The sequence below is a fragment of the Mesorhizobium erdmanii genome, assembly GCF_013170725.1.
Lineage (GTDB): Bacteria > Pseudomonadota > Alphaproteobacteria > Rhizobiales > Rhizobiaceae > Mesorhizobium > Mesorhizobium erdmanii.
Genome location: NZ_CP033361.1, coordinates 6,396,881 through 6,408,547, shown reverse-complemented (window position 1 = coordinate 6,408,547; position 11,667 = coordinate 6,396,881). Strand labels below are relative to the sequence as shown.

Below are 11,667 nucleotides of genomic sequence, written 5' to 3'. Positions count from 1 at the left end.
CCGCAGAGCGAATCGATTCCGTAGAAATAAGAATTCTGCCACCGCCCCGCCGCCGTAAGGGTAATGATATACCCTTGGGATTTTGATCCGACCTGGCAGGCGGCGGGTAATCTTCAGAGGCCGACGTCAGGCAGCGTTCGGGATACCCGAGATTTCATCGAAGATACTCTCAGCCAAACCAAGCGCCCGAGCGATCCGATCGCGATAGCCCTTGTCGAAACAATTGCCAGATTCGATCAGCCCAACCTCCTCGACTGTCAGACCGCTGGTCACGGCAATGTCCTCGGTCGAATAGCCAAGATGTTCCCGACATGCCTGAATTAGGGGTTTTCCATTTGAGATTGCGGTAAGCACTGCCTCGGGCAGCGCGAAAGGCGTTGCGGTCATTTTGCCTCCAAATGCAGAGAACGGCCATTCGATAACTCGAAACAAGCGGCGGCCGATGTTGAAATAAGATGCCGAAACAGCCCGAGCCGGCGGCATCCAAAAATGCGATCACTCTCGAACGTGCGAGAGGCGCTACGCTAATATGGCGGCCGCCGCCGTTTAGATCAAGAACCTTGGCTCGCTTTACGAGGATTGCTCCAGTGGCCACAATACGACGACACAGTGCGCAGCGCCGTCATCATGCTCACATCGATGATTGCGCGGCCGCTTTAACGCGCCGTCGGCTTGCGGCGCGATTGAGGAGCCGCGATCTGGCGGTCGGGCACTAGGCGCACCAGCTCGCGGACCAGCGTCAAAGTATCTGCCGGGACTGTCTAGCGATGTTTGCCGGCGGCGTTCATCTTGAGCTTTAATATCGTGTGGTCCCCTCCCGCCCATGCAGGAGGCCGGGTGCCCATCGGACAAGACGCTGAGGGACCAACATCTCTCTGTTTCAGCCCGACTGTTGGCTGTCAGATCCGCGACACCGGAGTGGGGCTGCGCTTTGCTGCGAATTCCTTCAACCTGTTGAATGATGACCAGAAAATCCGCCGGAGGTTCCTTCTGCTCAGTTGGCACGACTTTTGATGCTTCTCGAGAGGCGACAGGAGATACCGACTGGCGTTCATCGTGGGTGACTTCGCGCAATGCAACGAAGGAAGACAATATGTCAGGTCCGCGTCAGAATCGATTTTATGCAAAGAGGATTGCCGCCTTTAGCGCAAGGCGTTCACGAACCGCATATCAACAATGGCTTCCGTGCAAAACGCAGGGAGATCACCCGTGAAAATCCTATTCACTACGGTGGCTGTCGCGTTGCCGGCCATCGCTTTTGCTGCACAAACGATCCCCGTATACCTCAGCGAAACAGCACGGGCCACCTTCAAGGCTCTACCATCCATCACGCCGACAGTCGCCAACAACCCGATCACACCGGAGAAGATAGCCCTGGGCAAGGCAATGTTCTTCGATCCACGCCTCTCGGCGTCAGGCGTCTTGTCGTGCAATTCGTGCCACAACTTGGCCACCGGGGGCGACGACAATCATGAAAGCTCGATCGGCCATGGTTGGCAGAAGGGACCGCGGAACGCGCCGACGGTACTGAACGCTGTCTTCAACATAGCGCAGTTCTGGGATGGTCGTGCTGAAGACCTGAAGGTTCAGGCCAAGGCACCGATCCAAGCCGCTGTCGAAATGGCCAACACACCAGGTCAACTCATCGCCACGCTCAAGTCGATGCCGCAATATGTCGAGTGGTTCAATTCAGCTTTCTCGGGCGAAGCCGATCGCGTCACCTTCGAAAACGTCGCCAAGGCAATCGAAGCATTTGAGGCGACACTGGTCACACCGGCGCCCTTCGATGCCTTCCTCAACGGCGATGACGCCGCTATGACTTCCGAACAGAAACAGGGCCTGACGCTTTTCATGGACAAAGGCTGCTCGTCCTGCCACGGCGGTATCAACGTGGGTGGGGAGGGCTATGCCCCATTCGGCCTCGTTGAAAAGCCCAACACCGATGTCCTGCCGGAAAACGACAAAGGCCGATTTGCCGTGACCCGTGAAGCCGACGATTCCTATGTTTTCCGTGTGGCGCCGTTGCGCAACGTAGCACTCACCGCGCCATACTTTCATTCGGGCAAGGTTTGGGATCTGAAACAGGCCGTCGCCATTATGGGGACCACCCAGCTCGGCCAAGAATTGACGGAAAAAGACGTCGACCTGCTCGTTGCCTTCCTTAATTCGCTGACCGGAAAAGTACCGGAGGTCGCCTATCCCGTCTTACCGGCCGAAACGCCGACAACGCCTCGACCTGTATTGCATATCCTCCCGCAATGATTGGCCGGAGCTGGCTAGTGAAGGTCGCAATCACGAATGATTGCGACCTTCACTGGGACGAGACGATCATGACTTCCGGCGAGGCCTATCCAACTGGAGCTAGGTGGACTTTCATATCCGAATTCCATTGAAACGCTAAGTGAAAACCTGACCCGTCGACGCCCAATTGCGGCACGACGGTATGACCGCCTTGTCGGCCACCTCGATCAGACGCTCCGACTACCCGACTGTGTCACGATGTGTCGTTGCATGCACCCCCGCTTAGATTCGCTGACAAGCTCGGATCCATCTGATCGAGCCATCGCAGTGAATATTCCGCGCGGCGTTGGCGTGCGCCCAGCAGAAACCGCCATGCCTTCAGATCCACCCCTTCAAACGTGCTCGATGGCGTTGCGACGCGCTAGCAGTTGTTCCAGCTCTGCAAACGCACCGATACGAAAACAAAGCTGCGACAGGCAGCGACGTGGCTCGAACGAGCTTTTGTCAATGCACACCGCAAGTGCCGCTTGCTCTCGGGCTATCTCATCCATATAGCTCGGCGCAACAGAGGGAGCGCCAGTTGTTCAGTCGTCGTCAGCCGCGACCTCTGTGCAATTCGTTCTAACAAGGAAGAACCTATGAGGCGGCAGACCCGACCGTTCACTGTGGAGGTCAAACAAAAGCGCAATTATCAAAAACGGGGCCGTTCCATCTGGAGCGATGTCGATCTCTCCGTAGCCATAGCCGACACAACAAGGGAGCTCAAAGAAATGGATCTAAATGGTCGGCTGATTGACTCTAATGTCATAGCCCTTGATGCTGAACACGGTCTCAAACCGCGAGCGGAGAATCTCATGGCAAATCCCCCAGACGCTGAATCAGTAGAAACTGCAACCGAACCTGCTCCCAGCGGAACTGAAACGAAGAAGAAATCCTCACCGTCGCGGGAGGCGAAGGCTGCGCCTGGTCGCAAGAATGGCGCCAATACGGCGTCCCCGGCGAAGGAAGCAACAGCAACAGCAGCGGCCGTGCGGAGCCCCCGGAAGGTCTACTCCGGAAAAGAGCGCGCCCAGAAGCTCGCTCAGATCGAGACGTCGATCAGCGGCAGCGCCACTCTCAAGAGCGCCGTAAAGCAGGCCGGTATATCGGAACAGACCTATTATCACTGGAAGAAGGCCGCGGCGCCTACATCCGATGGCGACGATCTGAAGGATCTGCTCGCCCTCGAGCAAGAAAACAAGCGATTGAAGAGCCTGCTCGCGGAACGCCTGCGCAGAGAGAACGCCGAACTGAAGACGAAGCTGGGGTTGCAATAACGCTTCAGAAGTCTCCTGATTCGATGCCGGCATTTGGCCGGACGGATCGTAGAACTGTGACGGGTCGATCGGCGCCCGAACACGAGCAAGCCAGCTGCGGGCCACAAGATCTACCCTTATCTGTTGCGCGGGATTAAGATCGCACGGCCGAACCATGTCTGGGCGATGGACATCAGCTACATCCCGATGCGGGCGCCTTCGTCTATCTGGCAGCCGTCGTCGACGTGTTCAGCCGGCGGGTGCTGGCCCATCGGGACTCAATCACGATGGAGGCGGCGTTTTGCGTCGAAGCGCTCGAGGAGGCCCTGGCCAGACATGGCCGACCCGAGATCTTCAACTCGGACCGGGCAGCCAGTTCACCAGCCTCGAGTTCACAGGCGTGCTGACGGCGGCGAGCGTGTCCATCAGCATGGATGGCAAAGGTGCCTGGCGCGACAACGTCTTCGTCGAGCGGCTGTGGCGCACGATCAAATACGAGGCGGTCTATTTGCGCGCCTACGACCGGTATCTCGCCTTCTATAATGGAGGGCGCCCGCATTCGAGCCTTGACGGGCGCACGCCCGACGAGGCTTATTTCGGCGCGCAAGCGATGGCGACGGCCGCATGATCGTCGCCGCGCGATTTTGCTGCAGCTCTGGTCGGGCTACGCCCTCCCGACGCCGCAGCAAAATCGCAAAGCCCCGCGCTCAACGTAACCGGCAGCATGCCACTTAAATTCCGCGGGCGCTGTCCAAACAAGCGGAGCCAGCTCTTGGGGCGACCTACACGCTTACCTGAGTCACGAAGCTATCACCCGCATTGCCTTGGATGCAGTCCACAACCGCCGTTGCTCTAGACTGAAAAATAATGTTCCGGGTGCGTGTGAAAGTCGTCAAAACTCACTTTGGCGAGCGTGATCGAATTACCCGGTTCGAGGTCAACGACCGTGTCTTTGCCAGACTGATAGGCGCGACCGGCAAGTACTTTAACCGTAGCTTCAGTGCCATTGATCATTACCCCGCTGATCGACAGGGTGTCCTGCCCCGCCTCGAAGTCCATCACTTTATCGTTGCCGGTCTGGGCTTCGAAGACGAACTCGTCGGAGCCCTTACCGCCGAACAGACGATCGTCGCCTTTGCCACCGTAGATCATGTCATGCCGTCATCACCCGCCAGAGTATCGTCGACCTTACCGCCGGCCACACGATCGTCGCCTGTGCCGCCGTAGAGATGGTCACGGCCCTCTCCGCCGTACAGATGATCGTCGCCCTCCGCCGAACGGATGATCGTCGCCCTCTTCGCCGTACAGATAATCCTTGCCCGCACCGCCGAACAGAGAATCGTTGCCCCTCTCACCATGTAGGAAGTCATAGCCCTCATTGCCGCACAAAAAATCGTCGCTATCGTCGCCTGGACCGCCGTTCACATAATCGGCGTCGTCGCCACAAACGATCTCCTCGTCCCCGGGGCGCCCCCGCTGCCCGTCGCCCGGGCTGTGCAAATCGTTCCTGTTCTGGTTGTCGAGAATCAAGTCCTCATCGGGCGTCCCATGCAAAACGATCGTTGAAGTCTCTGCCACTGACTAGTGCCATGTGTCTTTCTCCTGTGTTGTGTCTGCTAGAGGGGCCGGCACGGAAGGCATCCCACCCTGGCTGCCGAACATACATGTCGGATCTGACGCAAACCTGACGTGCACCTCACCAGACGTTATGACCGTGGTCTGAGCGGCCGGGCCCGCCCTTAGTCTACGCAGCTGTTAAGCAACGGGGGGGTGCTTCTCTATTCGGCGTGTTGAAGTCAAGCGCTTTTCGAGCTTTCCGCTTCGCCGGCATCTGAGGTCTTTCGCGGGGTCTTGCTTCTTTACGAGATCGGCGCTCGGGGCCGTCGCCTTGATGGGGATGAGAAGCATGAGGCGGAACAATCTCGGAAGCGTCCTGATCGTTGTGATGCGACCGGTACTGCAACCCTCGCGAACTCACCTCATTCGTCGTCCCGCGAAGGACGCTCTTTCCACCGGCTGGTGGAACCTTATTGGGTGATCCTTGTCACGCTCGCTCTGCGCTCATGTTTCATCTCCGTGTTCTGCCGTCCCCGACCTGGTTTCGGCTCGGCCACCGCGCGCCGGAGGCTGCGATGGTCAGGCGCACGATCAGGCGGCTTTCGGCATGATGTCTTGTCGCGTCCAACGAAACTCTGTGCCGTCGCGCCACATGCGATGCATGATCACCGCCAGCCGGCGAGCCAATGCGACAATGGCCTTTTGTCGGCCGCGCCGCCTGGCAACATTCATCGCCCACGCCCTCAGCCACGACCATTTCGTCACGCGCGTTAGCAGTGTCTGCGCGGCTTCGTAAAGCAGCGTTCGCATCATGCCGTCGCCGCAGCGGGATATCCGGCCGATGCGGCGCCTTGCGCCCGACTCATGGAGCACCGGCGTCAGCCCCAGGATCGGTCCGACCGCCTTGGAGTTGTGGAAGCGGGCCGGAATGTCGATGGTCGCGTTATAGGCCAGCGCCACCACCGGACCGACGCCCGGTATCGTCGTCAGCCGCCGGCAGACCGCATCACCGCGGACAATGGCCAGAAGTTTGCGGTGAAGCGCGGCAAAATTCTCGCGCAGCTTGCTACGCGCCTCGAGCAGCGGTTCGACGATTTCGGCCAGATCGGGCATCCCTTCGGTGAGCTCGCGGATGCGGGCCTCGAACTTGACGGCGCCGACCATGCCGACCTTGAGGCCGAAGTTGCGCAATAGCCCGCGGATGTCGTTCTGGATGGCGACCGCCTTGTCCTGCAAGAGTTTGCGCGCCGTCAGCAGTGCCCGGCGCCTTCTGCTCGTCAGCGTCTTGACATGGACCGGGCGAAACAGGTTGCCCGGCATCATCTGGGCAATGCCGCGGGCGTCAATGCGCTCGGATTGTTCATGGTGGCCACCAGGAGATCGCCTCAGAAGCGGCGCCCATTCGGAAACATTAGCACCTCCGCGTCTTGTCGCGGCTGCTTGAACTCTTCGACGGCAACCGCCTCAATTAGCAAATCCAAGGCTTCGCGCCCCCTCCGACTCATCGGGTCATCGCCACGCAAATAATGATACGCTCGATCTAAATGCACTCGCGCGGCGGAAAAATCGCTTGTCATGTGACCCTCTCAGTTGCCGCCCGCGTTAGCCCTCTACGAGGTGAGGATCGCGCAATCGTCACTATCCACAGACGGATTTGATTTAAATTGCGAATGATGTGGGATAATCACAACGCCTGCTTGTCTTGTGCGAGAGCCCCTTGCTTACGTCGCCGGCCGGGCCCGGTTGGCTCTGCAATTGGGGTTCCGTGGTGTGCGCCGATCGCACGTTTCATGCGATGGTCGTCATTGAACCTCGCATCGGCCGCTACTGCTATGTTCGGTCGGCAGCCGATGCCCGGAAAGTGCTCCTCCGCGAATGACCTGACCACGTGGAAGCATGGGTCCTAACTCGTGCAGGAGGTTGTCGCTTGCGCTGACCTCGCCGCTGTTCATGCTGCAGGTCTACGACCGCGTTCTGGCAAGTCACAGCGTACCGACGCTGGTGGGGATAGCCGTGCTTGCTGCCGGGCTTTATGCGTTCCAATGCCTGCGCCTCAGTCAGGCATCGTTCAACAACTCGCAGTTCATACGGTCGGCGGAGTGATCGCGCCCGCCGATCCGATCATGCTAATTGTGCCCGAAGGCGACGATCTGACGCTAGAAGTGCGGATCAACCCGAAGGACATCGACCAAATCCAGCTCCCTCACAAGGCTGTGCTGCGGATGTCAGCCTTCAATCGGAGAACCACGCCCGAATTGAATGGATATGTAAGCCGGATCGCAGCCGATCTGGTGACGGACGAAAAAAGCGGCAGTTCCTATTACCTGGTGAGTCTCTCAATCCCGCATGCGGAACTGACGAAACTCAAGGACCTGACGCTCGTGCCCGGCATGCCGGCCGAAGCGATGGTCCAGACGGGCGAGCGTACGGCGCTTTTCTATCTTGTGAAGCCGCTGGCCGACCAAATCAGTCGCGCATTCCGCGAGGAATAGAAAATAGGCATTTTCGCCGCTGAACTCTCTATTTTGCGAAACGTTGGATCGGGATGCCGTCCAGTTATCCGAGTTCTCGGCGACCTCAGGTCATTGCTGGTGATGTGAAACGGGCGTACGCTCCTCACTTTCAGTTTAACGAGCCGATCATTGGCCGTCGTGTCAAAGCTGCGGACTCATGGCCGGCGTCCTCACCTGCGTTAACAGCATGCAAGCCGGCGGGAGGAGACGGAGAATACTCGGCTCAGGTGCGATATGCAGCCCGGCGCACTCCTTCGTCTCGCCGTGGCTTGCTTCTCCGGGCCGGACGCAATGACTCGTTTTGGCGACAAGAAGCAAACCCTCTTCCGAGCCCTGGATCCACGCACCAAATCCTTCTGCAGCGGTGGCCTCGTTCGTCAGCGATCCAACAAAGGTGCTCACGTCTTAGCTCCGCATGGGCCGTGCGGCAGGCCGAGAATCGGTTGCCACAGTACCGGCCCGTTCAGACGTCCCCTCCAGCGGATGCGCAACAGGCTGGCGTGAGAGATCTCGAGAAAGCCGGCCACCGCCTGCGTTTTGCCGACGGGCTGCGGCTGTCCGATGCGCGACAATGGCCACGTTGCGAGGCGAAGGATCCGTTCCATACGCGTATCGGTCACCGTCACGATCCGGGTGAGATTGTTGGCCAAGCCGAATTCGATCATGCCGGCGAAGAGCTCGTAGGTTGCTTGGGCAAGGCCGCCTGCCGCCTTGGGCGTTGACGGGGGCAAATCGAGCGCGAAACGGCTGCTTTCCCATATGTCAGGACTCGCGGGCTGGGCGCGGTCCGCACCGACTATCCATGGTATGGATGCGCTCATCGAAACAAACTATTTGATCAACCTTCCGGGATCTCGCATTGACAAGAGCCCGGACACGCACCGAGAACCCGTTGCCTTTGTCGCTTGAAAAAGGACCCGAAAGGGAAAATCTTTGAATGAGCTCAGTCGTGCGCTGGAAATTGTTCTGGGAATGAGTTGCAGCAGGTCAACGATTTCGAACGCCGACCTCTCTTTCACGCAGCTGAATTAGCGGAGACAGCCCATGTTTCCGCCCGTCATTGCCCTCGCTGGTCGGCAAGGTTTTCCCGACTGATCGGGGCCGGACGCCGGAGCTGCTCTTTCACTCGCAGCCGCGACACTGCAAAATTGCCAGTCACGTTTGCCGCATAATCGTTCAACGGATAAGACGGGAGGCGCCAGCTTGGCCGGCCTACTGTCGGCATTTTCACCGCGTCACATCTACCGGAGGTTTGGGGGTTTCGTGGTCCCCTGGTCAGCATGCTTATGAGCGTTGTTGAATGTCGCGAATGTGGTCTCGACAAAGTGCGGCGCTGTCCAGTCAAAGTCCGCTGCAAGTTCGACATCACGCCCGATCTCGTGATTGCCGAGGTAGACGCCTTGATGAATTATTGTAAGGGGCGCGACAAACTTATTGTGGCTCGCGGGTGTGCGGCCAGCACGACCGTCGCGCGCGAGGAGGCAGCTTAGTGCGTGTGTCGTGACGCGGCCGCTCGATTCAGGTCATCTTGTGGAGCGCCATCCATACGGGTCGCGGCAGCGATCGCATGTCGACGGCGGTGTTTGATATCCGGCACCCGCAGCCGACTGGCGATGGCTTGGACATAGCCATAGCCCCACGCCCAGCCCAAGAGGAATGCTGTAGCGAAAGCGGTTCGTGGCGCTGAACGTCTTCCTTGGGCGATCAGATATTCCGGCGCTGCAGGCCTGAAAGAGTTCGAGCGAATCGATGTTTCGGAAGCTCGACCCACAGGATGAACCCGCCCTGCGGATCGGTGACCTTTGTGCTTTGCGCGATCCGCCCGCGCGCTTCGTTGAACCGGAGAGCGAGTGTGAGGCGCTGAGCATCTAGCAGCGACCGAGACGTGCCGAGCTGTTGCGCGGAGTGGCCATGCGGGATGGCTCCTGCAACCAGAGGCTTGCTGCGTCATTGAAACGTATCCCTATCCACAGCGTGGATGCGTCTTATCGAAACAAATAATTTTATCAATCTTCCGGAATGTCGCATTGACGACAGCACCTCACACACACCGATCATCCGCTACCCTATCGTGTGACGACTGCGAAAGAAGAGCCCGAAAGGAGAAAATCTTTCCAAGAGCTCAGACGTGCGATGGAAGGTGTGCTGGGAAATGAGTTGCAGCTGGCCGACCATTTCGAACTCGCCGACTTCTTCCGAAAGCCGAGATTTTTGACGACGGTCCACTTTGCACATTCGAGATGCTGCTGGCGCAAAATCGGGTGCCGGCAACGTTCTTCGTCATCGATGCCTACGCCGCAGACCAACCGGAACTCATCCGGTCTCTATAATGCGATTGGTGTTGGCGAGTGGCACAAGCCTGGTCAGGGACGATTTTCGCGACGTGACTGGCAGAGGCATGGCGCCGCGCCCACGTCAAAGGCATTACTATGGAAAGGAACAGAATGGCTGATCAACTCGCAACGGAAATCATTGCCACGATCAAGAACCGAGTCGAATCGGAGAGCGGCGAGGGAAAGAGTGTGTCCATCATCGGCGAAATAACGACTGCCACGGAACTGACCTCACTCGGAGTCGATTCGCTGGGTCCGGTGGAGCAAGCCTACGGCATCAAGATCGACATGAACTCGGCCGACGCCTGGTCGAATCTCAAGAATGTCGGCGACATGGTGGAAGCCGTCCGCGTTTTGCTCGCGAAGGAGGTCTGATTTGGACAGGCGAGTCGTCATTACTGGGATGGGCGGGCTTTGCGGCCTAGGCAACGACGCCGCCTCTATCTGGAAAGAGATGCGCGAAGGCCGCTCCGCCATCCGCCCGATGGTAACCTCCGAGATTCATGAGCTGAAGGGCACTGTCGGTACCGAGATCAAGGAGCTGCCCAAGCACGACATCGGCCGCAACCAGCTCGTCTCGATGGACCGCCTCAGCTTGCTCGCTGTGCTTGCAGCGCGCGAAGCCATGCAACACGCCGGACTTTCCTGCGATGAGGGAAATCCGTATCGCTTCGGCGCGACAGTGGGCGTCTGCGGCTGGGGCTGGGGAACGGTCGAAGAAACCTACCGCGCCCTCTTTTTGGGCGGCGCGAAGCGTGCTGGCATTTACAGTGCACCAAAGGGGTTGCCGAGCGCCGCTGCCAGCCAGGTCAGCATGAGCCTCGGCCTGCGCGGCCCGGTCTTTGGCATCGCCTCCGCATGCGCATCGGGCAACCATGCGATTGCGTCGGCGGCTGATCAGATCAGGCTCGGCCGGGCCGACGTGATGCTTGCCGGAGGTGCCGAAGCGCCACTCGTATGGGTTCAGCTGAAGGCATGGGAAGCAATGCGCGCGCTCGCTCCGGATACGTGCCGGCCTTTCTCCGCCGATAGGAAGGGAGTGGTGCTAGGCGAGGGTGCGGGCATGGCCGTGCTAGAAAGCTATGAGCATGCCGCGGCACGCGGTGCCACGATGCTTGCCGAGATCGCAGGCATCGGCCTTTCCGGCGATGCCTTCCACATCGTCGCGCCGTCTATCGAGGGGCCGGAGGCCGCGATGCGCGCTTGCCTTGCCGACGCCGGACTGAATACCGAGGACGTGGACTACCTCAACGCCCACGGCACCGGCACTAAGGCCAACGATCAGACCGAGACAGCGGCGATCAAGCGCGTCTTCGGACACTATGCCTATTCGATGTCTGTCTCGTCCACCAAGTCCATGCACGCGCATTGCCTCGGCGCAGCGAGCGCACTTGAAATGATCGCCTCCGTGATGGCGATCCAGGAGGGCGTCGTGCCGCCGACCGCCAATTATCGCGAGCCAGACCCCGATTGCGATCTCGACGTCACGCCCAATGTGGCGCGCGAGCGCAAGGTGCGCGTGGCACTGAGCAACGCCTTTGCCATGGGCGGCATGAACGCAGTTCTGGCGTTCAAGCAGGTGTAGAAGCCATGCGAGATGCCTCCAGTAACAATATCTTTCGTGTCAAAATGCCTGCCGGATCACGATTGTGAAGGACGTGCCCTTGGACCGCCTCGGTGAATGCGCCAAGTGACAGCGGAAGCTGACGAGCGAGGCCCCGTTTTTGT

At 59.1% G+C, this 11,667-nt stretch carries 10 protein-coding genes and 4 pseudogenes; 7 read left to right on the top strand and 7 right to left on the bottom strand.

Going from position 1 to position 11,667, the window contains the following annotated elements; translation table 11 throughout:
• Window positions 1-126 precede the first annotated feature (126 nt).
• Window positions 127-387, bottom strand: a complete 261-nt coding sequence (locus tag EB233_RS30755; RefSeq protein ID WP_027047760.1) for a RodZ family helix-turn-helix domain-containing protein — start codon at window positions 385-387, stop codon at window positions 127-129.
• Window positions 388-1,176: 789 nt separating this feature from the next.
• On the opposite strand from EB233_RS30755, the gene EB233_RS30750 reads away from it, so the two are divergent.
• The 3 genes and pseudogenes from EB233_RS30750 to EB233_RS30740 all read left to right on the top strand — a co-directional run.
• Window positions 1,177-2,262 carry a cytochrome-c peroxidase gene (locus EB233_RS30750; RefSeq protein WP_064987225.1) on the top strand — a complete coding sequence of 362 codons (1,086 nt, stop codon included), beginning with the start codon at window positions 1,177-1,179 and terminating at the stop codon, window positions 2,260-2,262.
• A 617-nt stretch (window positions 2,263-2,879) separates the two neighbouring features.
• On the top strand, window positions 2,880-3,557 hold the full coding sequence (locus tag EB233_RS30745) for a transposase (RefSeq protein ID WP_019863241.1): 678 nt from the start codon (window positions 2,880-2,882) through the stop codon (window positions 3,555-3,557).
• 69 nt (window positions 3,558-3,626) lie between these two features.
• Window positions 3,627-4,164: pseudogene (locus EB233_RS30740) on the top strand (DDE-type integrase/transposase/recombinase); the annotation flags it as partial.
• 224 nt (window positions 4,165-4,388) lie between these two features.
• On the opposite strand, the gene EB233_RS30735 reads toward EB233_RS30740, so the two are convergent.
• From EB233_RS30735 to EB233_RS32050, 5 genes are all read right to left on the bottom strand, one after another.
• Window positions 4,389-4,688 (bottom strand): M10 family metallopeptidase C-terminal domain-containing protein, encoded by a 300-nt coding sequence (locus EB233_RS30735; protein WP_081288655.1) that lies wholly within the window; start codon window positions 4,686-4,688, stop codon window positions 4,389-4,391.
• Window positions 4,685-4,792, bottom strand: coding sequence for a hypothetical protein (locus EB233_RS32410; protein WP_394811863.1), 108 nt, complete (start codon window positions 4,790-4,792; stop codon window positions 4,685-4,687). Before EB233_RS32410 ends, EB233_RS30735 begins: the two co-directional genes overlap by 4 nt.
• A complete protein-coding gene (locus EB233_RS30730; RefSeq protein ID WP_081288654.1) occupies window positions 4,770-5,114 on the bottom strand; it encodes a calcium-binding protein in 345 nt (114 codons plus the stop codon). The genes EB233_RS32410 and EB233_RS30730 overlap by 23 nt, the downstream gene beginning before the upstream one ends.
• A gap of 570 nt (window positions 5,115-5,684) precedes the next feature.
• Complete coding sequence (locus EB233_RS30725; RefSeq protein ID WP_244277742.1) at window positions 5,685-6,482, bottom strand: IS110 family RNA-guided transposase; 798 nt, start codon at window positions 6,480-6,482, stop codon at window positions 5,685-5,687.
• Entirely contained in the window at window positions 6,479-6,670 is a 192-nt protein-coding gene (locus EB233_RS32050) for a hypothetical protein (RefSeq protein ID WP_027047765.1), read from the bottom strand. The genes EB233_RS30725 and EB233_RS32050 overlap by 4 nt, the downstream gene beginning before the upstream one ends.
• Window positions 6,671-7,129: 459 nt before the next feature.
• On the opposite strand from EB233_RS32050, the pseudogene EB233_RS30720 reads away from it, so the two are divergent.
• A pseudogene (locus EB233_RS30720) lies at window positions 7,130-7,585 on the top strand (beta-barrel domain-containing protein); the annotation flags it as partial.
• A gap of 419 nt (window positions 7,586-8,004) precedes the next feature.
• Here the strand turns inward: EB233_RS30720 and EB233_RS30715 are convergent.
• Window positions 8,005-8,385, bottom strand: a pseudogene (locus EB233_RS30715) (acyl-homoserine-lactone synthase); the annotation flags it as partial.
• Window positions 8,386-9,816: 1,431 nt separating this feature from the next.
• Between EB233_RS30715 and EB233_RS30710 the strand changes: the two are divergent.
• The 3 genes and pseudogenes from EB233_RS30710 to EB233_RS30700 form a co-directional block, all read left to right on the top strand.
• A pseudogene (locus EB233_RS30710) lies at window positions 9,817-9,933 on the top strand (polysaccharide deacetylase family protein); the annotation flags it as partial.
• 117 nt (window positions 9,934-10,050) lie between these two features.
• Window positions 10,051-10,314, top strand: coding sequence for an acyl carrier protein (locus tag EB233_RS30705; RefSeq protein WP_064987220.1), 264 nt, complete (start codon window positions 10,051-10,053; stop codon window positions 10,312-10,314).
• Window position 10,315: 1 nt separating this feature from the next.
• Window positions 10,316-11,524 carry a beta-ketoacyl-[acyl-carrier-protein] synthase family protein gene (locus tag EB233_RS30700; RefSeq protein ID WP_064987219.1) on the top strand — a complete coding sequence of 403 codons (1,209 nt, stop codon included), beginning with the start codon at window positions 10,316-10,318 and terminating at the stop codon, window positions 11,522-11,524.
• The last annotated feature ends 143 nt before the right edge of the window (window positions 11,525-11,667 follow it).